This is a genomic window from Corynebacterium macginleyi (assembly GCF_003688935.1).
GTDB lineage: Bacteria > Actinomycetota > Actinomycetes > Mycobacteriales > Mycobacteriaceae > Corynebacterium > Corynebacterium macginleyi.
In genome coordinates this window covers 51,959-76,766 of the sequence record NZ_REGE01000006.1, presented here as the reverse complement: position 1 = coordinate 76,766, position 24,808 = coordinate 51,959, and the positions used below count along the sequence as shown (strand labels likewise).

Annotated in this window: 25 protein-coding genes; 10 read left to right on the top strand and 15 right to left on the bottom strand. The window is 60.8% G+C overall.

Annotated elements, in window-relative coordinates:
* Positions 1 to 233 precede the first annotated feature (233 nt).
* Positions 234 to 1,823, bottom strand: a complete 1,590-nt coding sequence (lysS, locus tag D9V82_RS05970; protein ID WP_121911514.1) for a lysine--tRNA ligase — start codon at positions 1,821 to 1,823, stop codon at positions 234 to 236.
* A gap of 191 nt (positions 1,824 to 2,014) precedes the next feature.
* On the opposite strand from lysS, the gene D9V82_RS05965 reads away from it, so the two are divergent.
* From D9V82_RS05965 to D9V82_RS05950, 4 genes are all read left to right on the top strand, one after another.
* Complete coding sequence (locus D9V82_RS05965) at positions 2,015 to 4,117, top strand: PhoX family protein (protein ID WP_121911513.1); 2,103 nt, start codon at positions 2,015 to 2,017, stop codon at positions 4,115 to 4,117.
* A 226-nt stretch (positions 4,118 to 4,343) separates the two neighbouring features.
* The gene (locus D9V82_RS05960) at positions 4,344 to 6,056 is read left to right on the top strand and encodes a carbon starvation CstA family protein (protein WP_121911512.1); all 1,713 of its coding nucleotides are present in this window, start codon (positions 4,344 to 4,346) and stop codon (positions 6,054 to 6,056) included.
* A complete protein-coding gene (locus D9V82_RS05955; protein WP_121911511.1) occupies positions 6,040 to 6,297 on the top strand; it encodes a cory-CC-star protein in 258 nt (85 codons plus the stop codon). Before D9V82_RS05960 ends, D9V82_RS05955 begins: the two co-directional genes overlap by 17 nt.
* Positions 6,288 to 7,289 carry an ArsA family ATPase gene (locus D9V82_RS05950; RefSeq protein ID WP_121911510.1) on the top strand — a complete coding sequence of 334 codons (1,002 nt, stop codon included), beginning with the start codon at positions 6,288 to 6,290 and terminating at the stop codon, positions 7,287 to 7,289. Before D9V82_RS05955 ends, D9V82_RS05950 begins: the two co-directional genes overlap by 10 nt.
* Here D9V82_RS05950 and D9V82_RS05945 read toward each other — a convergent pair.
* The 12 genes from D9V82_RS05945 to dacB form a co-directional block, all read right to left on the bottom strand.
* A complete protein-coding gene (locus D9V82_RS05945; protein WP_121911509.1) occupies positions 7,286 to 8,227 on the bottom strand; it encodes a pantoate--beta-alanine ligase in 942 nt (313 codons plus the stop codon). The two genes, D9V82_RS05950 and D9V82_RS05945, sit on opposite strands and share 4 nt — an antisense overlap.
* Positions 8,224 to 8,898, bottom strand: coding sequence for a 6PGD fold domain-containing protein (locus D9V82_RS05940; RefSeq protein WP_234456797.1), 675 nt, complete (start codon positions 8,896 to 8,898; stop codon positions 8,224 to 8,226). The genes D9V82_RS05945 and D9V82_RS05940 overlap by 4 nt, the downstream gene beginning before the upstream one ends.
* On the bottom strand, positions 8,899 to 10,050 hold the full coding sequence (locus tag D9V82_RS05935) for a DUF6779 domain-containing protein (protein ID WP_121911508.1): 1,152 nt from the start codon (positions 10,048 to 10,050) through the stop codon (positions 8,899 to 8,901).
* 5 nt (positions 10,051 to 10,055) lie between these two features.
* The gene (locus tag D9V82_RS05930) at positions 10,056 to 10,529 is read right to left on the bottom strand and encodes a DUF3180 domain-containing protein (RefSeq protein WP_121911507.1); all 474 of its coding nucleotides are present in this window, start codon (positions 10,527 to 10,529) and stop codon (positions 10,056 to 10,058) included.
* Positions 10,526 to 11,011: a 2-amino-4-hydroxy-6-hydroxymethyldihydropteridine diphosphokinase gene (gene folK / locus D9V82_RS05925; RefSeq protein WP_121911506.1), complete on the bottom strand. Its 486-nt coding sequence runs from the start codon at positions 11,009 to 11,011 to the stop codon at positions 10,526 to 10,528. The genes D9V82_RS05930 and folK overlap by 4 nt, the downstream gene beginning before the upstream one ends.
* Positions 11,011 to 11,493, bottom strand: a complete 483-nt coding sequence (folB, locus tag D9V82_RS05920) for a dihydroneopterin aldolase (RefSeq protein WP_121911505.1) — start codon at positions 11,491 to 11,493, stop codon at positions 11,011 to 11,013. Before folB ends, folK begins: the two co-directional genes overlap by 1 nt.
* Before the next feature lie 2 nt (positions 11,494 to 11,495).
* Positions 11,496 to 12,401, bottom strand: coding sequence for a dihydropteroate synthase (gene folP / locus D9V82_RS05915; protein WP_121911556.1), 906 nt, complete (start codon positions 12,399 to 12,401; stop codon positions 11,496 to 11,498).
* Positions 12,402 to 12,496: 95 nt separating this feature from the next.
* The gene (gene folE / locus D9V82_RS05910) at positions 12,497 to 13,105 is read right to left on the bottom strand and encodes a GTP cyclohydrolase I FolE (RefSeq protein ID WP_121911504.1); all 609 of its coding nucleotides are present in this window, start codon (positions 13,103 to 13,105) and stop codon (positions 12,497 to 12,499) included.
* A gap of 11 nt (positions 13,106 to 13,116) precedes the next feature.
* A complete protein-coding gene (gene ftsH / locus D9V82_RS05905; RefSeq protein ID WP_121911503.1) occupies positions 13,117 to 15,507 on the bottom strand; it encodes an ATP-dependent zinc metalloprotease FtsH in 2,391 nt (796 codons plus the stop codon).
* A 12-nt stretch (positions 15,508 to 15,519) separates the two neighbouring features.
* The gene (hpt, locus tag D9V82_RS05900; protein WP_121911502.1) at positions 15,520 to 16,107 is read right to left on the bottom strand and encodes a hypoxanthine phosphoribosyltransferase; all 588 of its coding nucleotides are present in this window, start codon (positions 16,105 to 16,107) and stop codon (positions 15,520 to 15,522) included.
* 12 nt (positions 16,108 to 16,119) lie between these two features.
* Positions 16,120 to 17,166, bottom strand: a complete 1,047-nt coding sequence (locus tag D9V82_RS05895; protein WP_234456798.1) for a tRNA lysidine(34) synthetase — start codon at positions 17,164 to 17,166, stop codon at positions 16,120 to 16,122.
* A 21-nt stretch (positions 17,167 to 17,187) separates the two neighbouring features.
* Positions 17,188 to 18,474: a D-alanyl-D-alanine carboxypeptidase/D-alanyl-D-alanine endopeptidase gene (dacB, locus tag D9V82_RS05890; RefSeq protein WP_121911500.1), complete on the bottom strand. Its 1,287-nt coding sequence runs from the start codon at positions 18,472 to 18,474 to the stop codon at positions 17,188 to 17,190.
* Positions 18,475 to 18,556: 82 nt separating this feature from the next.
* Here dacB and D9V82_RS05885 point away from each other — a divergent pair, with 82 nt between their 5' ends.
* Together D9V82_RS05885 and D9V82_RS05880 are read left to right on the top strand one after the other, a co-directional pair.
* On the top strand, positions 18,557 to 19,030 hold the full coding sequence (locus tag D9V82_RS05885; RefSeq protein WP_121911499.1) for an inorganic diphosphatase: 474 nt from the start codon (positions 18,557 to 18,559) through the stop codon (positions 19,028 to 19,030).
* Between the two features lie 386 nt (positions 19,031 to 19,416).
* Complete coding sequence (locus D9V82_RS05880; protein WP_121911498.1) at positions 19,417 to 20,247, top strand: endonuclease domain-containing protein; 831 nt, start codon at positions 19,417 to 19,419, stop codon at positions 20,245 to 20,247.
* Between the two features lie 185 nt (positions 20,248 to 20,432).
* Here the strand turns inward: D9V82_RS05880 and D9V82_RS05875 are convergent, their stop codons facing one another.
* Positions 20,433 to 21,833, bottom strand: a complete 1,401-nt coding sequence (locus D9V82_RS05875) for an FtsX-like permease family protein (RefSeq protein ID WP_121911497.1) — start codon at positions 21,831 to 21,833, stop codon at positions 20,433 to 20,435.
* Complete coding sequence (locus D9V82_RS05870) at positions 21,830 to 22,516, bottom strand: ABC transporter ATP-binding protein (protein WP_121911496.1); 687 nt, start codon at positions 22,514 to 22,516, stop codon at positions 21,830 to 21,832. Before D9V82_RS05870 ends, D9V82_RS05875 begins: the two co-directional genes overlap by 4 nt.
* Here D9V82_RS05870 and D9V82_RS05865 point away from each other — a divergent pair.
* From D9V82_RS05865 to D9V82_RS05850, 4 genes are read left to right on the top strand one after another with little or no spacing between them, the layout of a single operon-like run.
* Positions 22,515 to 23,324, top strand: coding sequence for a sensor histidine kinase (locus tag D9V82_RS05865; RefSeq protein ID WP_204084059.1), 810 nt, complete (start codon positions 22,515 to 22,517; stop codon positions 23,322 to 23,324). The genes D9V82_RS05870 and D9V82_RS05865 overlap by 2 nt on opposite strands.
* Positions 23,321 to 23,989 (top strand): response regulator transcription factor, encoded by a 669-nt coding sequence (locus tag D9V82_RS05860; RefSeq protein WP_121911495.1) that lies wholly within the window; start codon positions 23,321 to 23,323, stop codon positions 23,987 to 23,989. The genes D9V82_RS05865 and D9V82_RS05860 overlap by 4 nt, the downstream gene beginning before the upstream one ends.
* A 24-nt stretch (positions 23,990 to 24,013) precedes the next feature.
* A complete protein-coding gene (locus D9V82_RS05855; protein ID WP_121911494.1) occupies positions 24,014 to 24,310 on the top strand; it encodes a rhodanese-like domain-containing protein in 297 nt (98 codons plus the stop codon).
* 37 nt (positions 24,311 to 24,347) lie between these two features.
* Complete coding sequence (locus tag D9V82_RS05850; protein ID WP_121911493.1) at positions 24,348 to 24,806, top strand: MarR family winged helix-turn-helix transcriptional regulator; 459 nt, start codon at positions 24,348 to 24,350, stop codon at positions 24,804 to 24,806.
* Positions 24,807 to 24,808 lie beyond the last annotated feature (2 nt).

The window sequence follows — 24,808 nt, the reverse complement described above, 5'->3', positions numbered from 1 at the left end:
GTCCTCGGTGATAACTGAGCAAACTCGGCCTTGAAATGTAGCATTTTTCGTTCAGATATCACCGAGGAGGTTGCACTTTTGTGCAGTAGGCATATAAATCGGCCTGCGGGGAACACACCTCGGGTGCCAAGGGCCAAATAAAAGGCCGCAGCCCAGGGAAGGCTGCAGCCGATGTCGGGGCGTTAACGTGTGCCCGGGTGGGCGGGCACCGAGCGGGAGAGCGGAATACCGAGCTACTTCTGCTCCGGTTTTACAAGCGGGAAGAGCACGGTCTCACGAATACCCAGGCCGGTCAGGGCCATGAGCAGACGGTCCATGCCCATGCCAGTACCTGCCGTGGGCGGCATGCCCTGTTCCATCGCGGCCAGGAAGTCCTCATCCAAGACCATGGCCTCCTCATCGCCGCCGGCGGCAAGACGCGCTTGGTCCTCAAATCGCTCCCGCTGGATGACCGGATCAACAAGCTCAGAATAGCCGGTAGCCAGCTCGAAACCACGCACGTAAAGGTCCCACTTTTCCGTCACACCAGGCTCGGAGCGGTGCTGACGGGTCAGTGGGGAGGTCTCGACCGGAAAGTTCTTTACAAAGATGGGGCCTTCCAATTGGTCCTCGCACAGGACCTCCCAGATTTCCTCCACGAGTTTGCCGTGGCCCCAACCTTTGCCCTGCGGAACGTCAAGGCCAATGACCTTGGCGATGCCCTTCAGGGTCTCGACGTCGGTGTCGATGGTGACCTCCGGCTGGCCGGGGAACTTGCGCTGCAAGGCCTCATTTAAGGACGGATACATCTCAATTTCGGGCCATTGCTCGCCGCCGAAGTCGAAATCGGTGCCGTCGGCAAGCGTGACGGTGGTGGAACCAAAGACCTCGCGGGCCACGGACTGGATGGACTCGCGGGTCATGCGGGCGCAATCGTTGTAATCACCCCAGGCGGCATAGGTCTCCAGCATGGCGAACTCCGGCGAGTGGGAGCGGTCCACGCCCTCATTGCGGAAGTTGCGGTTGATTTCAAAGACGCGGTCGATGCCGCCGACGACAGCGCGCTTCAAATATAGCTCGGGGGCAATACGCAGGTAGAGGTCAATATCGAGCGCATTGGAGTGGGTAATAAACGGGCGAGCGGCCGCACCACCGTGCAGGGTCTGCAACATCGGGGTTTCAATCTCTACAAAGTTCTGGCCTTCCAAGTAATTGCGGAGCGCACGCATGACCTTCACGCGCACCATGGCGTTCTTGCGGGCCTCTTTGCGGATAATGAGGTCGTTATAGCGCTGGCGTACGCGAGTATCTTCAGCCATATCCGCAAAGGACACCGGCAGCGGGCGCAGGGACTTAGCCGCCATGGTCCACTCCTCGACCATGATGGATAGCTCGCCGCGGCGGGAAGCAGTCACGTGGCCGCGCACGGAGATAAAATCACCCAGGTCCACATCGGCCTTCCAGGCATCGAGGCGCTCCTTGCCCACCTTGGCCTGCGAGAGCATGGCCTGCATCTGGGTGCCATCGCCGTCCTGCACTGTGGCAAAACACAGCTTGCCGGTATTGCGCATGAAGATAAGGCGGCCGGCAATGGCGTGGGTGACCTCGGTTTCCTCGCCGGGTTCCAGATAGGTCACACCCTCTTTGCGGGCTGCGGCATTCTCGCCTTCTTCAGTTTCGGTGACAACCTGGAACTGCTCGCGCAAATCCTTTAGTGCGATGGTGCGCTCAACGGTTACCGGGTAGGCCTCCACGCCGGACTCAAGCAGGCGGTCGCGCTTTTCGCGGCGGATACGCAGCTGCTCAGGGACATCTTTTACTTCGGTGTTCTTCTGCTCGCTCACGTTAGCCTAGGGTAGTCGATCCCCACTGCAGCACGCGATTTAGACCATTGCGCCCCCTACCCTGGGAAAAATTTACGCATAGTTCACTTCGCTGTCACCTCAAGGCCAACGCACTGTTGCTGAAATCCTCTTAGATAGAAAGCTGTCCCCATGTCTTATCAATATTTTCGATCTTCTTTGGAGCAATAATAATGGCGCTTAAAGGCCGCAACCTTCTCTCTAGTCTCTTCGCATCCTCTCGTTCCAGCTTAACCTGCACCTACAAGTGCGGCAATGCCTGCTTCGGTGAATGTGAGAACAAGTCTGATAACCCATACTTCGGTGACCAGTTCTCCCGCCGTACCGCTCTGCGCGCGGGCGGCTTGTCCGTAGTAACCGTCGGCGGCGCCGCCGCGCTGGCGGCTTGCTCCAACCCGGATGATAACTCCAATGAAGCCTCTTCCTCCGAGGGCAAGGGTGGCAAGACTTCCGAGGCCAATGTAGAACTCACCTCCGCAGAGGGTATGAAGTTTGACCCGGTGGAGCCGAATGAAAAGGACGAAGTGGTCATCCCAGATGGCTATAAGCAGTCCGTTCTCATCGCCTGGGGAGACCCGCTGTTCGCGGATGCACCAGAGTTTGATGATAAGAATCAGACGGCCGAGGCCGCCGAGAAGCAGTTCGGCTTCAACAACGACTTCGCCGGGCTTATCGAACACCCAGATGATGACAATCGCCTTATCTACGTCTGCTCCCACGAGTACACCACCGAGCCGCAGATGTTCCCTAACTACGATGCGGATAACCCCACCGAAGAGCAGGTCAAGATTGGTTGGGCTGGCCACGGCCACTCCATCGTGGAGGTGTCCAAGGTGGGTGATACCGGCGAACTCAAGCGCGAGTTTGGTCCGCTTAATCGCCGCATCACCGCCACGACTGAGTTCACTCTGGTTGGCCCAGCAGCCGGCTCCGAGTTTGTGAAGACCTCCGCCGATAAGACCGGCATGCAGGTCAAGGGCACCCTGAATAACTGCTCCGGCGGCATCACTCCGTGGAATACCATGCTCTCCGGCGAGGAGAACTTTGAACAGTACTTCGCTCACGCCAACCTGGACGACAAGAAAGCACAGAAATCCCTTGAGCGCTTCGGCATGAAAGATGGTGAATCCGAGCGCAAGTGGGAGCGCTTTGATAAGCGTTTCGACGTCTCCATGGAGCCGAATGAGCCCAACCGCTTCGGCTGGATCGTAGAAATTAACCCACTGGATCCGAAGTCCACCCCGGTCAAGCACACCGCGCTGGGACGCTTCAAGCACGAGGCCGGCAATATTCACATCGCTTCCGATGGCACCGTCGTGTGCTACTCCGGCGATGACTCCCGTTTCGAGTACATCTACAAGTTCATCTCCACCAAGAAGTACGAAGAAGGCAACATCGAGCACAACCTCAGTATCTTGGACCACGGCACCTTGTACGTGGCCAAGATGGAAGGCAACTCCCCAGAAGATGAGATCGACGGTTCCGGCGTCCTGCCAGAGGACGGCGCCTTTGACGGCGAGGGTAAGTGGATCAAGCTGCTGACCTCCGATACGGAGAACAACAAATTCGAGTCCCACGTCGATGGCATGTCCGCCGAAGAGGTTGCCGTCTACACCCGCGAGGCCGCCGATAAGGTGGGCGCTACCAAGATGGACCGCCCTGAGGATATAGAGGTCCACCCATACTCTGAGAAGGTCTACGTGGCTTTGACCAATAACTCCTACCGCGGCGCTACCGGCGAAAACGCCAAGAAGAACAAGGAAGAGCCGATGGAGTGGGCTCCCATCAAGGAGAATAAGAACGGTATGGTCATGGAGATTGAAGATGACCACGCTGGTGAGAAGTTCACCTGGAACCTCTTCCTAGTCTGTGGTGATCCGAAGGAGGCCAATACCTACTTCGGTGGTTTTAACAAGGAGAAGGTATCCCCAATTTCTTGCCCGGATAACCTGGCCTTTGATAACCACGGCAATATGTGGATTTCCACCGACGGCAACGCGCTCGAGTCCAACGACGGCCTTTACGCCGTAACCACCGAGGGCGATACCCGCGGTGAGCTCAAGTGCTTCCTCACCGTACCGGTGGGCGCCGAGACCTGCGGCCCCATCGTCACCGATGAGCGCGTGATGGTCAACGTCCAGCACCCGGGCGAAACCGATGACGCCACCTTTGAACAGCAAACCTCTCACTGGCCAGAGGGCGGCACGTCCACCCCACGCCCAGCCGTGGTTGTGGTGTGGAAGAAGGACGGAAATATCGGCGTCGATAAGAATTAAACGCCACTCGGTTTAAGCACCCACCGCGCGGCCCTCGTTCCTCTTGGAGCAGGGGCCGCGCTTTTCGTCTATCCACTGCGGCTGAACCAGAGATGTACTCCAACCCGCCTGCCAAATATAAATCTGCCCAATAGTCTCCCCCACAATGAAATACATACGTGAGTTATGGCATACTGTCCGCACGTGTGAGACGCATTACCTTCCCGCTTATGAGGAGACACACCTTATGAACTCTCTTGTCCTCGCCATTGTCGGCATCGCGATGATGGCCGCCGGCTACCTGCTCTATTCCAAATTCCTGGGCAAGAGCATCTTCCGACTTTCAAAGAATTACACCACCCCGGCGCACCGCCTCACAGACGGCGTCGACTATGTTCCCACCAATAAATTCGTGCTATGGGGCCACCACTTCACCTCCGTGGCGGGTGCCGCACCCATTATTGGTCCGGCCGTCGCGGTCATTTGGGGCTGGCTCCCGGCATTTCTGTGGGTCACGTTAGGCACCGTCTTCATCGCCGGCATGCACGACTTGGGTGCGCTGTGGGCCTCGCAACGGCACAAGGGGCAGTCGATTGGTACGTTGTCCGGGCGGTACATCGGCAAGCGCGGGCGCAACCTCTTCCTCATCGTGATCTTTTTGCTGCTGCTCATGGTCAATGCCGCCTTCGCCGTGGTGATTTCGAACCTGCTTATTTCCACGCCCTCGGCGGTGATTCCCACCTGGGGTGCCATCGCCGTCGCGCTGCTAATTGGCCAGGCCATCTACCGCCTGAATTGGAACCTGCCACTGGTTTCCGTGGTGGGCGTGGTCGCGCTGTATTCGCTGATGGTCCTGGGTGACCGCTTCCCCATCGTGTTGCCGGAGACGGTCATGGGCATTCCTGCCAACGGCGTGTGGATCATCCTGCTCTTCATCTACGCTTTCGTCGCTTCGCTGCTGCCGGTGTGGGTGCTGCTCCAGCCGCGCGATTACATCAATGGCCTGCAGCTTTTCGTGGGTCTTATCATCTTGTATGGCTCCTTCCTCATCACCCACCCGGAGCTCGCCGCCCCCGCTGTGCGCGAGAACGTTCCCGAGGGCACCCCGAATATTTTCCCGCTGCTTTTTGTCACCATCGCCTGCGGCGCCATCTCAGGGTTCCACGGCATCGTAGCCTCAGGTACCTCCTCTAAGCAGATTGACAAAGAAACAGATGTCCGCTTGGTGGGGTACTTCGGCGCTGTGGGCGAGGGCCTGCTGGCGCTGGGCACCATCATCGCCACCACCGCCGGCTTTAAAACCCTGGCGAATTGGGAGGAAATCTACGCCCAGTGGAACGCCGGCGGCGTCAATGCCTTCGTGCAGGGCGGCGGCGCGCTCATGAACGAGGGGCTGGGTATTCCTACCTCGCTGTCTGCCACCATCCTGGCGACCATGGCCGTGCTCTTTGCCGCCACAACCATGGACTCCGGCATGCGCCTGCAGCGCATCGTGGTCCAAGAAATCGGTGAGATCATCGGCATCCGCATCACGGCATTAGTCGCCACCGTCATTGCGGTGGGCTTAGCCTTCGGCCTGACCTTCTCGGCCGGCGTGGATGGTTCCGGCGGCATGACCATCTGGCCGCTATTCGGTACCACCAACCAGCTCATGGCCAGCCTCACCTTAACCATTATCGTGGTCATTCTCACCCACCTGCGCCGACCCACTTTACCGGTTATCATCCCGCTCTTCTTCGTCATCACCATGTCGCTATGGGCCGCGCTCCTCCAACTGAAATCCCTATTCGCGGATCAAAACTGGATGCTCTTTGGCATAGACGTCGTCATCGTCATCGCCTCTATCTGGGTCATCGTGGAGTCGATCGGCGCGATCTCCAATGCGCGCAAGGGACCGGCGGTGGAGTGGTCCGACGAAGACACCGACGCCCCGCTGCCCCAGCATGCTCGACAAGCTTAAAGCATTCGGTGCGGGGCTCAACGAGTTCTACCAAGCCCCGTACCGCGCCGCCTTTGCCAGAGCTCAGCAGCAAGAAGATGATCTATTTATGATGCTGGTAGCCTCAGAAGCGCTCGGTATCCCCAATCCCGCCAGCTATTATACGCTGGAGCTATTGCCGCTGGTTTACGAAGATTTCCACGCCTGGCATACGCGCATGGGCATGGATAAATCACCCCTGGAGAATTTTCAATGCTGCTAGAAACCGCGCCCATCATGTTCTTCGGCGGCAAAGGTGGCGTGGGCAAAACCACCCTCGCCACCGCCACGGCCTTCATGCTCTCTCAGGACCACAACGTACTTCTGGTCTCTACGGATCCGGCGCACAACCTGGGGCATATCTTTGCTACCACGCTTTCCGATGCCCCCACTCACCTCACCCCTTCCCTCTCCGCCATCGAGCTCGATCCTGCGCGGGCCACCGAGGAACACCTCGATACTGTGGGGGCCTCAATGCGGCGGTTCATGCCGGAGCACTTGCACGGCGAGGTACAAAAACACCTGGATTTGGCCCGCCAGTCCCCCGGTACGCAGGAGGCGGCGCTCTTGGAGCGCATGGCCTCCTTGGTCGCTCGCTCAAACGAGTATGACTACCTCGTCTTCGATACCGCGCCGTCCGGTCACACCTCTCGGCTAATGGCCCTGCCGGAAATCATGGCGGCCTATACCGAAGGGCTGCTTGCCCGGCGCGAAAAGTCCGATAAATTCGGCTCCTTGGTGCGCGGGATGTCCGGGGGTTCCGGCGTAGCTAATGATCCAGTGGAGCGGCGCAATCAGGAAATCCGCGCGACGCTTTTCCAACGCCGCGAGCGCTTCGAGCACCTGCGCGCTGCGCTGACTTCACAGCGCACCGTGTTCCACATTGTGCTCACCGCTGAGCGCCTGCCCGTCCTAGAGTCTGCTGAATTTCACGCCGAACTTACCGCCCATGGCGTACGGGTCGGCTCCATGCTGGTCAATCGCCGCACACCCGCAGGCCAAGGCGAGTTCTTAGCCTCCCGGCGGGCCGCCGAAGATGAGGCGCTGGTGCTCTTGCACGACAAGCTTCCCAATACCCCTGTGCACGAAGTCCCTTGGCTCCCAGAAGAGGTGGCAAGCCCCGCTGGCGTGGCGCGGCTGGCGCAGTATCTGGGCCAAGATGGCGAACTAACGCGGGCTAGTGCGAGCGGGGCGGATGTGGGTCTCGGTCATTAGTCTTTTAGGGATTGGTCATATTCGCGCTGTTTTTCGCGCGCAAGCTCGGCCTTGGCCTCATGCTGTTCAATATTAGTAAAGCCAATCCCTAACGGCAGGCCAACGTTGTCAATTAATCTGACTCCGCCAATGGTAGCTGCGACGAGCAGGCGGGCATCGCCCTCAGCGGGCGGCTCACCCAAATCGCGGCCGCGTACTTCTAGGTATTCCGGTTCAACGCCGGCCGCTTCTAGGACCCCAGCGGCCACCGCGCGAACCCTGTCCGCGCCCGCCTGTGCGGCGTGTGCCCCAGCGGTAAGCGCGGCAGACAGGGCGGCCACATCCTCACGCTTGTCTTCGGGAACGCGCATATTGCGCAGGCTCATTACCACACCATTGGGCATGCGTACGGCGGGTACGCCCTGTACGCGAACCCCGAGGTGCACATCCTGCACCGCGTGGTGAATAGCTAAGAGCAACTCATAGTCCTTCTCCCCGATGAGGACATCGGTAGGCGACAGCGCCATCATCAGCGTGAGGTAAAGGGTAAGTTCACCGGATAGGTCCGGCTCTAAGCCTGCGGGCTTCGGCGTGGTGCCGGGGGCGTCCTTTTCTACCAGCGAGCCTGCGGCATCACGCTCGCCCGCGCTGCTACGAGCCGCGATAGTAATTCGACGGCCATTAGGCCAGAGTTTCTCGGGCGTATAATCCCAAATGATATCCACGCCCTCGGCACGCAGCAGATCCACATCTGCGGCGCTAGGTTCTTGAAGAGCCACGACAGTAACCGCACCGCGGATACGCCGAGCCGCGCGCACCAGCGCAATATGTCCAGCGTGCACGCCGGTGGTAAGCGGTACGAAAGCCACCGGACGGCCGGTCTTGCGAAGGGCACTGCCCACCATCCGGATGCGGTCAACCTCGCTAACAACGGTGGCTTGTCCCATCTTCAAGCTCATCGCGACTCCTCCTGCAAGGCCCACATTTCCAAGTCGGTGCGATCTTCTACTTCGCCTAAGCGCCGAGCGGTTTCTAAGTAATGGCGACGCATTCCGGGATCCGTAACGCCACGATAGGCTGCAATGATGTCCTGCGTATCGATGTCGAATTCGGAAGGTGGAATCTCATCGAACTCGGCAAAGAATTTGGCCTCTACGGCTGCTGCTAAATGCAGTCGTGTAAGCATTTCTAAGTAGTAGGAACGGGCGGCGAAGGCGGGACGCTCGGCATCCGATAGCGGCACTGTGTGCGCCCGGAATTCGCTCACTATGAAATCGGCAATACTTTCGCCCAGCTCATCCAGCGTGGATACTGCCCAGCGCCCGCCTGCCATTGGCGCCACTGCCGCCACGATACACCCGTTCTTCTCGAGCGGGTCGAGGCCTTGCACGCCTCGCGAAAGGCACGTGTGCATAGCGATCAGGCCCTTGTGCACGTGGTCTTCCACAATCTCTACGGCAGCATCTAATCGTGCCTCTCCCACGGCTAGAATCAGCGCCTGAAAGGAGCTTAGTTCGGCCGGATCATGGAGCATCTCCACGGTATGGCCGGCGCTTTCCATGGCATTGGCCAGGGAAATCCCGGCAAGGCTGCGCCCGAAAAGAGCAACGCGCATGCGCGGTGGACGCATTTATCTATCCTTCTTCATCTGCGCCAATAGATCCGATACGGACACGGAACCATCGCGCTGCTCATCGCTACGGCGACGGCCACGGTTGTGTGACAACTGGCGACGCGATGCCGAGTGCTTCCGCTTATCAGCCACGTGGTGGCCCGAACCTTTGTATTCCTCGCGCGCATCCTCGCCAGTAGCCTGCTGTGCAATGGTCTGGGTCGCCGCGTCGGGAGCCGACCCGGCTGCTGCGTCAGCCTCCGGCTTACGATGACTGCCCCGGGCGGCAGATGGTGCCGCGTCGCCAGTATCCGCGTGCCGAGTACCGTGGCGCTTGATATCGGAGTCTCCGCCCGAATCCCAGCGCACGGCCTGAAAGTTTCCAGTATCGAAGGAAAAGTCCTTCGTCTTCTCGTCCGCGTTGGATGACTGCTGCCGGCCAGCGGCAGGCGCGGACGTGGCAGGCTTAGTATCATCGCCAAGCGTCTCGGCTTGGGCAGGTTTAGCGGCCGTAGCGGGCTTAGCGGGCTTAACGGCGTCGGTGGTCCGGGCAGAACTGCGCCGCGCGCGGGTGTTTTCACTAATGAGATCATTGAGGGGGTTCGAGTCCGCGTGCGCACCGGCCGGCTGATTGCCCAGGCGACCGGCAATGGCATCAGCAGATGGCGCACCGGTAGACGCCTGCTTAAAGTCGATTTCTTCTTCCCGTTGGGAAGAAGCAGCACCAGTCTGTGCCTCCAGCTCCATGACGCGGCGTGCCTCAGCGTACAAAGCGGCGGGCTCGTAGGTGAACTCCTGGCCTGACAAATCCTCAATCTGTTTCCGGATAGAGGCCAACTCGGTGCGAATCTCATCAAGAATCTGCTGATCCGGCAGTTGCTGGCTTTCGGCTGCGCGGGCCTGCTTAAGCTCCGCGCGGTAGGCGCGCTCCTGCAACTGCAGTTTGATCACGGATTCCGCGGCTTGGCGGCGGTAGCGCATCACCAGGAAAAAGCCCACTACCGCGGCCCATAGAGCGGCAATGAGCGCAATCTTAAGCGCCGTTGCGGAGCCGGAAATGAGCATGACAATACTGGCGACGACGGCCAAAATGACGAGGGCGATAATCCCAATTGGTCCCAAATCCGGTGAGGGCGACGAGTGCTTGGAAGAAGAGCGCGGCTGAGTCATGCTCCCTAATGTACCGCTTGCAGCCCGTCTGAGGGTGGCGGGGTCTCGCAGTGTCGCTCCAATCGCAGTCCCGTCGCGGACATGGCAACGCCGCCGACCGCAGACGCAAGCACCCCCACCAGATCATCAGAAGCCGCGACGAGGGTTCCCGCATTCGGAATCACATACACGGCCACCCCGGCATAAAGCCCACCAACGATCGCGCCCGTCCACGCCGAAGCCTTACCCACCAGCATGAACTGGGCAATGGTCAGGGGATTCAGCTGCGAATTATCTAACCCGATGCCATGATCCTCATCGGTCGCCTTATCCACCTTCCAGGTAAGCCCCAGGCACACCGCCACCATGAGCCATAACGTAGCGGATACCGTGATCGGGATTGCCATCATGGAGCCATAAAAGCGCGTGGTGAGGATAGCTGTCGCGGCGGCCATGAATCCCCCAATACCGATGAGGGCCGCGAGCGAGGTTCGTTTCATAGCTCCTCCATCAGGCCGAGACAGCGGATATCAGCGGTTTCTTGCGGGTCCAACGCAGCAACCAGCGCGGAGACATCCTTTCCCTCTAACTTAGCAGCGCCATCGGCGGCCAACCAGGGGATAAGCACGAATGCGCGCACGTGGGCAAAGGGATGCGGAACGGTAAGTTCCGGATCGCAGGAGCTATACCCCTCGATATCAACGATATCCACATCCAAGGTGCGCGGCCCCCAATGGCGCACGCGCACGCGCTCCGCTGCTTCTTCCAACCGCTGGCCACGCCGCAAGAGCTCCCACGGACTGTCCTCAACGTCCACAATAAGGACCGCATTCAGGAATTCATCTTGGTCCGTCACACCCCACGGCGGGGTGGCATAAATGGGCGAGGCCGCCACGATGTCCTCGCAAAACTCCGTGAATACCATCCGCAAAAGCTCCACGCGGTCATCCATATTGGAACCGATGGATAGTACCGCGCGCATTACTGGGTCCCGGGATTAGTACCGGCGGGCGGGGCATCGATTCCCTGCGCGGCGGTCTGCCCGGTGCCTGCCTGCGAAGCGGGCCGAGAGGCGGGCCGCGGGACACTGGTCTGCGCGTGCTTGCGGGAGCGGCGGGCGATGACGGCGACATCGCCAAATGTGCGCGGAATCGGCGCTTTCGGTTTATGCACGGTCACTTCGACCGCGTGCAAGTCCGCGAAGGAAGCCATGATGGTATCGGCGACCTCGCTGGCCACGGTCTCGATAAGGTCGCGGGAAGGGCCCTCGACGATATCAGCGGCAATATTGGCAAGCTCTGCGTAATTGATAGTCTTGGTCAGATCATCGTGAGCTGCGGCCTCAGCAAACTCAGACCAGCAGATGATATCGACGATGAAAGGCTGCCCGGTGCGTTTTTCCTCAGCAAAGACGCCATGGTAGCCAAAACATTCCAAGCCGGTTAATTCAATGCGATCTGCCATAGTTAATTCCTTTCCATATCCACCGCGGTGGAAGTCACCGTGCCCGTGCCATCGGCAGCATTGCGGTAGCTGCCGGTCGCGTTGCCGCCGCCTCTATAGGACTTGCCGGCGTTCCACGCGGCGGCTACGTCGACGGCGTCGCGGGATACGCCCACCTCGTGCACGCGCACGCCCCACGCACCCATGTGGGCGGAGATAGCAGTTACGGCGGCAGTGGCGGAATCAGCAAGCAGCGGGCTGGCCTCCTCCCCGCGATCTGCTCGAATGGCGGCTAGGAAGCGCTTGCGCGAAGCACCGACCAGGATGGGGAATTCCCCGGCCAGAAACTCAGGCAGCGCCCGCAATAGCGCCCAATTGTCCTGCGGGCTTTTGGCAAAACCGAGTCCCGGATCTAGCACGATATTTTCCCTTTTCACGCCCGCATCCAGGGCATTAGCGCTCAGGCGCGCGAGGGTCTCGTGTACATCGCGGACCACATCGCCGCCGTGATCGGCCGTTCCCGCCGCAGACCCGAACGCGCCTTCCTGCAGCGTGCGCCAGTGCATGAGGCAGACCGGCACCCCAGCATCAGCCATAACGGCATACATTTCGGGATCTGCGAGACCGCCGGAGACATCGTTAATCATGTCCACCCCGGCCGCGACCGCCGCGGCGGCGACCGAAGCGCGCATCGTATCCACCGAGGTACGAATTCCCTGCGCGTGCAGCGCCTGGATAACCGGGACCACGCGGTCGACCTCTTCCTGCGCCTCTACACGCACCGCGCCCGGGCGGGTGGATTCCCCGCCCACATCGATCATATCCGCACCCTGTTCCACCAGATCACGGGCATGATTGGTGGCCGCGTCGACATCGAGCCACCGCCCACCATCAGAAAAGGAATCCTTCGTCACATTCACGATGCCCATGACGAGCGTGCGCTTCGCGAGGGTCAATTCTGCAACTGAGGAAGCCGGGTGCACTACGTTCTCCTTCTCGCTCAACAAACTCGACTGCGTACACGCTACGTACGAATGAAACTGAGTACTTCCGCGCGGGAGGCCGCGTTATTTTTAAAGCCGCCGCGTACCGCAGAGGTCGTTGTAGTAGCGCCCGGCTTGCGAATACCGCGCATGGCCATGCACAAGTGCTCGCATTCAATGACCACTATGACGGATTGGGCCTCAAGGACATTCACGAGGGCATCAGCAATCTGCTGGGTCAGGCGCTCTTGCACCTGCGGGCGCTTGGCGTACATGTCGGCCAAACGTGCCAACTTGCTCAACCCGGTGACGTGACCATCTTTGCCAGGGATATAGCCAATATGGGCTACCCCATAAAACGGCACAAGATGATGCTCGCAGGTGGAATAGATGGGAATATCACGCACCAAGACCAGTTCCTGATGATCTTCTGCGAAAGTCTTGTGCAGCACCTCTGTCGGGTCCTCATGCAGGCCGCCGAAGACCTCGCGGTAAGCACGTGCCACACGCGCCGGGGTTTCGCGCAGGCCTTCGCGGTCAGGATCCTCGCCGACGGCAAGAAGCAGCTCACGAACGGCCGCCTCCGCCCGCTCCTGGTCATAGGGCGCGCGGGCGGGCACTTGCTGGGAATCAGTGTGATTTTCAGACATGCACGTACTTCTTAATCTTCATCATCGCGCGGCTTTTTCGCGTCGCGCACGTAGGGATTATTACGGCGGGAGGATTCATCCCAGTCTGGGGTGAACCACTGACTAGTTTCCTCTTCTGGTTTGTGGTGTTTGCCCCCGCTTTCCGATGCCGAATCCAATCCCCCTTCCCCACCGTCGCGGTCCCCGCGGTATCCACCGGTCCCGTCGTCGCTGCGGTTAGCGCGGTCCGCACGGTCCGCACCGTGACCATTTCCGTGGGAATCGCTGCTGGTGCTGTGGTCGCTGCGATTATCGGAATCGCTGCCGTCACCGTCCAGCTCGCGCGCCGTTTCAGGGGCGACATAGTCGCCGGCGTGCTGGCCAAAGTTAAAGCCAACTTCGCCCTTGATCTCGTCACCGGCGAGGCGACGCTCACGGGCAGCACGGGAGGCATCAAGAAGCGTCATGCGTTGCGGAAGTTCCTCGCCGCGCTCTTTGGCCAACTCAACCGGGGTCTTCACCGGGGCATAACCAATTTGGCGCGGGAATCGGTCGTCTTCTCCGGGGAAGACCTCGTAGGCATCGCGTGGCACGATGCCCTCGAAAATGCTCTCCAAGTCCGGCCGACGCAGGGTTTCCTTCTCCAGGAGGGCCTCTGCCAGCTTATCCAGCAACTCGCGATTAGTGCGCAGGATGTCGTAGGCTTGCTCGTGCGCGCGCTCGAGGAGGTAGCGCATCTGCTCATCAATCTTGGCGGCAACGTCATCCGAGTAATCGATAGAGCCGCCACCCCCGCCCATCTGGCTGAACGGATCGCCCTGCTCCTTGCCATACTTGACGGTGCCCAGGTCGGGCGAGAATCCGTATTCCGTCAGCATCGCGCGGGCTATCTTGGTGGCGTTCTCGATATCAGAGGACGCACCCGTGGTGGGAGCGCCAAACACCAGTTCCTCGGCGGCGCGGCCACCCATAGCAAAGACCAAGCGGGAAAACAGCTCGTCGCGGGTGTACATGCCCTTATCGTCTTCTTGCGAGGTCATGGCGTGGCCCCCGGTGCGGCCGCGGGCCAGAATGGTGACCTTGTACACGCGCTCAATATCTTTCAGCGCCCACGCGGACAGGGTGTGGCCACCCTCGTGGTAGGCGGTGACCTTCTTCTCGTGCTCGGAGATGATCTTGCCCTGGCGCCGCGGACCGCCCACCACGCGGTCGGTGGCTTCTTCCAGCGCGTCATAGGTAATGACGTTGCCGCCAATGCGCGCGGTGAGCAAGGCGGCCTCGTTCAGCACATTAGCCAGGTCCGCACCGGACATACCTGCGGTGCGCTTGGCCAGCTGTGCCACATCGACTTCTTCTGCCAGGGGCTTGTCCTTGGCGTGCACGCGCAGGATCTGCTCGCGACCTGCTAAATCAGGGTTGGTAACCGGAATCTGGCGGTCAAAACGGCCCGGGCGCAACAGCGCCGGATCCAAAATATCGGGGCGGTTGGTGGCCGCGATGAGGATGACGCCCTCGCGGTCGCCGAAGCCGTCCATCTCTACCAGCAGCTGATTCAGGGTCTGCTCACGCTCATCGTGCCCACCGCCGGTACCGGATCCGCGTTGGCGACCAACGGCGTCGATCTCATCTACGAAGATGATGCACGGGCTGTGCTCCTTAGCCTGCTTGAATAGGTCACGCACGCGAGATGCACCCACACCGACGAACATCTCAACAAAGTCCGAACCAGAGATGGAATAAAACGGCACACCTGCCTCGCCCGCAACGGCACGGGCCAACAAGGTCTTACCGGTACCCGGAGGACCATAGAGCAGCACGCCGCGCGGAATCTTCGCACCCAAGTTGTGGTAGCGCGTCGGATCTTCCAGGAAGTCTTTGATTTCCTGCAGCTCATCCACAGCCTCATCCGCGCCGGCAACATCCGCGAAGGTATTGGTCGGCATATCTTTAGTCAGTTCCTTGGCCTTGGAGCCGCCGATGCCAAACATGCCACCGGCGCCCTGCTGCATGCGGGACATGAGCCAGAACAGCAAGGCGAAGAGGATGACCATCGGCAGCAAGAAGCTGAGCATAGACCCCAAGAAGGACTCCTGGGTGACATTGGTCTCGTACTTCTGCGCACCCGAATCCTTGACCGCGTCAAAGACCTGCTCCGAGGCACGCGCGGGGTACTGAGACACGATCTCTTGGACGCCCTCGCGCTCTTCTACCGTGATTTCTTCTTTGAGTTTGATGCGCAGGCGTTGTTCGCGGTCATCAATTTCTACCTCGTCAACGTTGTTATCCTGCAGCTGTTTTAAGGCCACGGAGGTATCCGCGTCCACGTATCCGCGGGTTTGGTTGCTAAAGAACGTAAAGGCATACAGCGCTACGAGGATCAGTGCCGCGATGCCGCCGTAGCGAAGGAGTTTATTGTTTTTCATTACTGCGCGATTTTAGTTGGTGGTATAGACATCAGGGTGAAGGGTGCCCACAAAGGGCAGGTCGCGGTAGCGTTCCGCGTAGTCAAGGCCATAGCCGATGACGAATTCATTGGGGATATCAAAGCCGACATCAAGCAGATCGATCTGCGCCTTAACCACCTCCGGTTTGCGCAATAAAGTCACCACATTCAGCGACTTTGGGTTGCGTCCCCGCAGGTTGCGAATGAGCCAGGACAGCGTCAGCCCCGAATCGATAATGTCTTCCACGATGACCACATCGCGCCCCGCGATATCGCGGTCCAAGTCCTTCAAGATGCGCACCACCCCAGAAGAAGACGTAGAAGCACCATATGAGGAGACGGCCATAAACTCCAGCTCCGAGGGGATAGACAGCTTGCGCGCGAAGTCCGTCAAGAAAAAGGCCGCGCCCTTGAGTACACAGACTAAAAGCAGGTCTTGCTCGGCGTCGGCATATTTTTCAGACACCACATCCGCAAGTTGTTGGACGCGGACTTTAATTTCCTCTTCCGTAATGAGGATTGCTTCTACATCGTCTCCGTATCGGTTGGCGGGGACGGCGAAGTCTTTCTTGTCGTGCACGTGTGCGCTCCTTTAATGACCAGACAATAGTGCCAGTTTGCCACCTATACGTGCTACTTCCAACCTCTGCCCCGCCTGTCGCGCCGAACTCACAGCCACCGGCCCTTGTCCGTGCCAGTCGGTACACAGCTTGCCGATGCCCCCAATCCCCTCCTTCGTCACCTTCACTCCCTGCTCGATGAGCCAGGCCGCAATAGCGCGTCGGCGTCGCGGCTCCGGCAGCGCGGCCAATTCCGCACAGTCCGCGGTGGCCGCCGTGGCGAGGTATTCTTCATCGCGCGCGGTATCCATCGCCGCCTGCGCTAGTGCCGGCACCGCATCGCCGCCAATGACCCGCGACAGCTCCGGAATAATCTCGCGGCGCAGCGCTACCCGGCGAAAATCCGTATCCGCATTATGCGGGTCGTGCCATACCTCCAAACCCAGCTCTGCACACGCGCCCACCGTATTTGCACGGCGCACCTGTAAAAACGGGCGCACTACCCGGGCACCTTCCACCACTGCCCGCTCCGGCATGCCCGCCACTCGGCCGCGCAGAGCACCCAGGAGAAGCGTTTCCGCCTGGTCATCGGCGGTATGTGCCAAGGCAATCTCCAACGGACCTCCTTTACCGCGTTTACCACGCGCGGATTTCTCGCGCGCAGCCTCCCCAAGCTCTGTGTCTTGCTCGCACATCTCAGCCCGGCGCGAGGCTGCGTTCTCGCGCTGTTCCCACGCGGCCACAGCCATGGCCATCGCTACGTAGCGCTCGTGCCGAGCCACCGCTTCCATCGACTTTCCCCTGTCCTTCGGCACTTGTACTGCTAGTACCCGTGCCTGCGCGCCCAAGCTCTCCGCTTGCCTAGCAGCCTTTTCGGCCTGTTCACGCGAGCCATCCTGCAGGCTGTGATCCACGCATAGTGCTATCACGTCATGGCCCTCCGCGATCATCGCCGCGCACAGCGCCAAGGAATCGGCCCCACCGGATAGCCCCACCGCAACGGTGGGGTCCATCTGCGCCGCACGGACTGCCCGCCGACACGCTAGAAAATGCGGCGAGACCCGCGGCCAAAATGGCATTACTACAGGCTGTGGGCTCATTTAGAACTCGTGCAGCGCCGCGGCTAGGTCATCTTGGGCCGCGCGCGCCGATAAAATTTCACCATCATTGACCACAAAAGCAAAGGCATAGACGCGCCCGGATTGGCCTTGCGCGGTGCCCGCCAACGCAGAAACGCCTGTCAACGTGCCGGTCTTCGCCCGAACAAAACCGCGCGCCGCAGACTCCCCGTAGCGCCCGTGCAGCGTGCCATCCCCACCCGCTACCGGTAAATATGCCGCCAGGGGTCGCAGCTGGGGATCCTTGACCGCACCGTTTACAACCTCCGCCAGCACGCTCGCGCTCAACCGGTTATCTACCGAGAGACCCGAATTGTCTTTGATATCCACGCCGCTCACATCGAATCTGTGCTCGCGCAGCACATCGAGTGTGGCTTGGGTGCTGGTCAGGAAGCTGGGCTGTTTGCCGCGGGCATCGGCAAGCTCGCGGGCAATTGCCTCCGCCATGACGTTATCGGAATGCCTCATCATCTCCAACGCACGCTCGCTCAGGGGAGCCGACTCGACGCTAGCCAGCTCCTCCGCGCCGTCCGTCACCGTACCCGCGGCGAATGTACCCGTGCCCAGCCGCTTGGCCAGCTCACCCGCGACATCCAGGGCTGGGGTGTGGCTGCGCGGAACATCGCCCTTCGTAGCGCCAATGCGCCCGCCGTACAGCATCGCCGGTTCCATAGGCGCGACAAAGCCCTCATTCACATTCCCCGGATCCCAACCCGGCGCCTGCGGTTCGCCCGCCCACGCGGAGGTGTCAACATACACGCCCTCCACCTGGGTGCCGGTCTTTTCAATTTGATCCGCCAGGTCATCGAGCTGCTCGTTAGTCATCCAGACATCGCCAGCCGCCTTGATCACCACGTTTTTCGGGTCCTTACCACGGTATACCTTGGTGGTAATCCGGTGTGACTCATCCAGGGCCAACGTTGCCGCGGCCGTGGTCAAAACCTTCGTCGACGATGCCGGGATCAGTGCCTTATCCGCATCCTTCCCCCAGACCACCGTGCCGGTCTCACTATCGATGACCTGCCCGCCAAAGTTAGCCAAACCCTCGTTCTTTCCCAGCTCATCGAGCTTTTCACTAAGCGCAGCTAAGTCCACATCCTGCGCCTGGGCCGGCTGCAGGGGATTTTCCGGGGCTTGCACCGTTTCGGCCTCGCCATGCGAAAGATCGCTGTACTCACGCTGGATGGCAACCCCCAGCGCAGCCGTACCTCCGACCACCACCGTGACCACCAGCGCGGTTACTGACCACCAAACCTTCTTTGCTTTCATCGCCACTAACCCTAGCGCGGAAGGGCGACGCGCTAGACTATTGACAGTAATTAATACCCAATTCCACATGGAGGACATCACTGTGAGCATTGAAGTAACCATTGAAATCCCAAAGGGCTCTCGCAATAAGTACGAGGTGGACCACGAGTCCGGCAAGGTCTACCTGGACCGCTACCTGTTCACACCAATGGCCTACCCGGCCAACTACGGTTTCATCGACCACACGCTGGGCGAAGACGGCGACCCTCTCGACGCCCTTGTCATCCTCCCCGAGCCCGTTTTCCCTGGTGTCATCGTTGAGGCCCGCATCGTCGGTGTGTTCAAGATGACCGATGAAGCTGGTGGCGACGATAAGCTGCTCGCCGTCATCGATGACCCACGCTGGGATCGCTACCAGGACATCGACGATGTGGAACAGCACATCAAGGACGAAGTCGAGCACTTCTTTGTCCACTACAAAGACCTCGAGCCCAACAAGGAAGTTTCCGGCTCCGGCTGGGGCAACAAGGCCGAGGCCGAGAAGATTTTGGAAGAGGCCAAGGCGCGCCTGAAGTAGGCCGCGGCCGTTGTCTGGGAATTGCGGCGGGTTTTTGGGGTTTACGGGGCCTGCGGAGCTGCCTGGCCGCGCGGGTTCGCGGCCAGCTGGCCTGTTGTGGTGGCTGGCTAGCCTGCGGGGCGGCCAGTCGGCCTGTTGTAACGGCTGGCTTGCCCGTTGTAGCGGTTGGCTGGACTGCGGGGCGGCTATCTGATGCGTTTTCGTAAATAGGCGGCTGAAACCATGGTATTCGCGGCCACTATTTGTTAAAACGCATCAAACAAGCACCATCCGAGGTTGAATCGGACCACATCACCTTAAGAACAAGCCGCCCAAACACCCAACAGCACCCAAGCACTGAAGCCCACCGCCACACAACCTTCGTTTCGGGGGATCAAGGGATACGAATGGAAATTTTTCGGGGGAAGAGTGCCGCTCAGCAGGCTGTACGCCGGGGAGCCGTCCGGATTGCGAACGGCTTCTGCCTGTCAGAGGAGCCGACGCCGAACCAACTCGCGCGCATCATGAGCGAGCAATGGCCGGATTGTGCGCTCGACGGCTACTCGGCCGCTCTCAAGCACGTGGATAAGCCACTGCGCTTTCCGCTAGAGTTTCTGCGCAGTTCATCGCTGCCGTCTAGTAAATACTTCACTTCGCGCCGTGCTCGGCCGAAAGGCGCGTTGACCTGGGACGGGGTAACCGTATGCAATCCACTGCAGGCGGTCGAAGCAATGCGGGAGGATGACGCCGTCGCCTTCCTCGAGGACTTCTACTCCGGCAAGGACGGGGTCAGCCGGCTAGAGCTGAATAAGCTAGACTACCAGCGGTTTCCACAGTCGGTAAAACGTGCCTTGGACAGGGCAATTATCGGCACCGATAGCGTGCCAGAGCGCCAGTTAACGCGCGCCCTCGCACCGCATTTCACGGTCCAGAACAATATAAAAATAGGTCCCTACCACTGGGATTTGATTATTAAAGAGCACAAGATTGCTATCGAGGTCGATGGTTACGCTTACCACCGGGGAGAAAACCGTCGCCAGTTTGAAGTGGATCGCCACAAGCTTAACGATGCCGTGCATCGCGGCTGGAAACCCCTCCACTTCACCGCGACGACGATCGACTACTACCCTGATTTCGTGGTGCAGCAGATAAAAGCCACGGCAAAGAATAAACGGCCCTTTGCGCGGCCGCCGTGGCAATGGCACCGCTTGTGGCGGAATGAAGGCGCACAGCACTAGAGCAAGGCCAGCACAACAGTCGCACGGCACTAGAGCAAGAGCCGACGCAACAGCTGACCAGTGCAAAGCCCGAAACAGGCCTAGCCGGGCCAGAGCCTGGGCTAGGACCAAGGCCGGGTCTAAGGCGGGCGAAGTGCAGGAAAGCACTGCCCAAGACAAGACCCAGCGCAGACGCCGGTGACCAGCTATTCCTTGCGACGTCCATTCCGGAGAACGTGGCCGCGCAGGGGCTCGACGAGCGCGATGGCAAGGAAGGTCACTGCCCAGCCCACGGCGAGGAAGCTGAAGGAAATGAGGAGCCGCCCGGCGAGGTCAACGCCTTCGTCCCAGACGATGCTCAAGAACATCAGCCCGGCGATGCCACCGCCGAAGAGGAAGCCGAAGACGCTGAGCGCGACGATGGGACCCATCACGGCGAGGGCGTTCGTGCGGAGTTGGAAGCGGCGCGGCACGCCCATCAGGTCGAGGGAGCGGATGAGTTCCTTGTCTTCGAAGGCGGACGATACTTGGCCTAAGAAGATGGACATGCTGGTCAAAGCGAAGCCGAAGAGCAAGGTCAGGATGGCGCCGGTGGACACATCCCGGAACATGATGCCCGTTTCTTGTTCTTCCTTCAGAGCGGTAGCCAGGGCGTCGGTACCCATGGGCGCGCCCATGAGGAAGCCGGCGAGGAAGCCGAAGAAGCCGATGGCTGCACTTTGCCGCCAGGCGCGGCGGGCATTGGAGTTGACTCGCTGACAGGCCACGAGGTGTGCGGTGCCGGGGAGCAAAGCCAAAAGGCGGGCACCAGTTTGCAGAAGGTAGGGCGCGACGAGGTTGATGCTCATGACCACCGCGAAGAGTACGACGGCCACGGAGATTTCGGGGGTGCCGGATTGACCTTTGAGCAGGACACCACCGATGGTAACGATGAGGAGGAAGGCGATAAGGCGCCACCACCTAAAGGCGGCAGGCATCTGGCGTTTAGCCACGCCGAGGGGGCTAACGCGCACGCGCCGCATGCCGGCAAGCGCCGCGGCAAGGGCAAGGAGGAAGAGGCACGCAGCCACCGCGAGGTATCCCCACCAGGGCAGGATGATTTCTTCGAAGGCGACGGGGCGGTCCTGGAATTTTACGTGCGTGAAGACAGGGGCGATAAGCACGCTGATGAGCCAGCCCAGCACGATGCCGATGAGCGCTTGGATGCCGGTCTCGACGGCGGCCATGCGCTCAACTTGGTGGGAGCTTAGGCCCAGCAGGCGGAGGGTGGACAGGCGCTGTTCCCGGCCGGAGGCGCCGAGGACGGCGGCCTGCGCGGTCAGGTTAAACAGTGCGGGAACGATAAACGCGCAGGCCGTGAGCGCGAGGACGAACCAGGGCATGAAGTAATTCTCCGGGGTTTCGCCGGCGGCCGCACGCAGGGCGGGCACGGCAGATTCTGGGTGGTGGGCGCGCTGCCAGAACATCCAGGTGCCGCCGGCGACGAGGAAGGCGATGGCGGAGCCCAGCGTCAGGCTCACGATGGCGAGCACGCTGACGATGCCCGCGCCGGAGCGGGCGCGGATGGATTCGCGCTGGAGACCGAAGACTAGGGTCGCGGTGCTCATGGCTGCACCCCCAGGCGGCGGTCATCGTGAATAATGCCGTCGCGGATTTCCACGCGGCGCTGCATCCACTCCGCCACCTTGGGGTCGTGGGTGACCATGACGAGGCTGGCGCCGGATTGGCGCACGGTAGTGGTCAGCATCTGCATGACCTCGTGGCCGGTGGCTTGGTCGAGGGCACCGGTGGGTTCATCGGCAAAGATGACGCTGGGGTTGGCCACGAGGGCGCGGGCGATGGTCACGCGCTGGGCCTGGCCGCCGGAGACTTGGGCGGGGCGGCGGTCCGCGAGGTCGCCGAGCCCGAGCTGGTCGAGCAGCGATATGGCCTTCGAACGGGCCGCGCGCCGGCCCATGCCGTTGAGCATCGCGGGCAGCGCCACATTGTCCAGGTTGCTCAGCTCCGGCAGCAGCTGTCCATCTTGGAAGACGAAGCCGAAGTGGCGGAGGCGGGTGCGGGAGCGGGCGGCATCGGAAAGCGTAGAGATGTCCGCGTCGCCGAAGCGCACGGTGCCGTCGGTGGGCGTGAGCACGCCGGACATGCAGTGCAGCAGCGTGGATTTGCCGGAGCCGGAGGGCCCCATGATGGCAACGAGCTCGCCTGGGGTGATGTCCAGGGTGATGCCGGCCAGCACGGGGCCGCCGCCGAAATCCTTCGTGATGTCGTGGAGGGAAAGTGTCTGTGTCATGCTGTTCATTTCACCGTGCCGGGCGCTCTATTTCTACAGCGCTAAGGATACTTTCCAGGTAGTGCTAGCTTTACCCCTGCCTGGGGTGCGCGCGATTAGGCTTGGGAGTGTGTTTTTCAGCAAGAAGCAGACCACCAGCAATGAGGAGCGGCAGGCGCGGGTCATCGCGGAGCTGACGGCCTCCCGCCGCGCGATTGCGGATGCCTACGAGGTAGAACGCGCCCGCATCGAGCGCGATCTGCACGATGGCGCGCAGCAATATTTGGTGGCGGCCAGCATGAAGCTCGGTGAAGCCCTGCTGGATTCCACCGGCGCCGAGTCCGAGCTGCTGGAGGCTGCGAAGCGGGACGTGGATCGCGGCCTGCGTTCGCTGCGCGCTACGGTGCACGGCATTCACCCGCAGGTCCTCCAGGATCACGGTTTGGTGGCCGCGCTTGCCGATGCCGCCTCCGCCCACGGCCCCCACGTCAGCGTCTACGCCCCACACCCGTTGCCGCGACTTTCCGCCAGCGTGCTGGCCTGCGGTTATTTCTTCGGCACCGAGGCGCTGACAAATGCCGCCAAGCACGCTCCGGGCGCGCCGGTCTCGGTGCTCATCACCTCGGATGCGGCGCTGCGTATCTCGGTGGTGGATGAGGGCCTGGGCGGGGCGCGGGTGGAGCCGGGGCGCGGGCTTTCTGGCATGGCTGAGCGGCTAGCAGCTTTTGGCGGGGAGATGTCGCTGTCCTCGCCGGAGGGCGGCCCGACGCGGGTAAGGTGCACGATCCCGCTCCTTTTGGAGCGCGGGCAGACGGGAGTATCAGCATGAGTGGATTGAGGATTGTGATTGCGGATGACTCCGCGATCCTGCGCGAGGGCCTTGCCGGGCTCTTGGAGCGCCGCGGCCACGAGGTTGTGGGCAGGGCGGGAACGGCGGTGGAACTGGAGAGGGTAATCGGCAAACTGAGTGCCCAGTTGCCGGATGTGGTGATAACGGATGTGCGCATGCCGCCAGAGATGGGCGATGATGGGCTGAAGGCAGCGGTGGCGCTGCGCCGCGCCTATCCGGGCCTGCCGGTGATGGTGCTATCGCAGTACGTGGCGCCGGCGTATGCGGTAGCGCTCTTTGATTCGCCGGATGCGGGCACTGGATACCTGCTTAAGGATCGCGTCTCTGAGGTGCGCGATTTCCTGGCCAGTCTCGAGGTGGTGGCCCAGGGCGACACGGTCATCGATCCGACGGTGGCGCAGGCGCTGATGCGCTCTGGGCGCAGCGGGTTGGGCGAACTCAGCCCGCGCGAGCGCGAGGTCCTAGAGCTGATGTCGCGCGGGAAGTCCAATAAGGACATCGCCGCCGAGCTGGTGCTATCCAATGCAGCGGTGGCCAAGCACGTGTCCAATATCTTTACCAAGCTGCGCCTGGATCCCAGCGAGGATAACCGCCGCGTGAAGGCGATTTTGCACTACCTGTCCGCGGCCACCTACGGCGGCTAGCGTGCGGCACGTAGACTACGGGGTATGGAAAAAGTACAACCCACGGAAGTTCCAGCAGGCGCGCAGCTTATCGATGTGCGCGAAAACGACGAGTGGGCCACCGTGCACGCGCAGGGTGCCACCCATATTCCCATGAGTGAGATAAATGATCGCATCCAGGAAATCGACCCGGACCGCGATATTTACGTCATTTGCCACTCGGGCGGACGTAGCGCGCAGGTATGCCAATACCTGGAGCACGCTCTGGGGTGGAACGCGTTTAATGTCGAGGGCGGAACCAGCCAGTGGGAGGCGGATGGCCTGCCCGTTATCCGTAATTAATTGGCCTTTACCCATCTTTTAAGATTATGATGATGGTATGTCTTCAACTAATACTTCTGGCATACCTACCTCCCTGCTCGAATCCCCGTCCTTCCAATTAGAGCGCCTGCGCCGCCGCACCCGGGATGGCGTCGAGCTAGCCCTGCAGACCAAGCAGACGACGATCCGCGAGTTCTGGGTGCTTACCTGTCTCGTCGAGGCGGATGCCGCCTCACAATCCTTTCTGTCTGAAACTTTGGCCATTGACGCCTCCGATATGGTGCGGCTTATTGATGCCCTCGAGGACCGCGGTTGGGCCAAGCGCGAGCGCGATCCCAAGGACCGCCGCCGCCAAATCGTGGCGTGCACCAAAAAGGGCACCAAGACCCATAAGGATCTGGCAGAACTCGTCGCCTCCGCCGAGGATGAGGCGCTCGACGTATCCACCAATAAGCAGCTCAAACACCTGCGTAAGCTGGCCAAAGCCATTATCGCTGCGGACGAGGACGAGGTATAGGA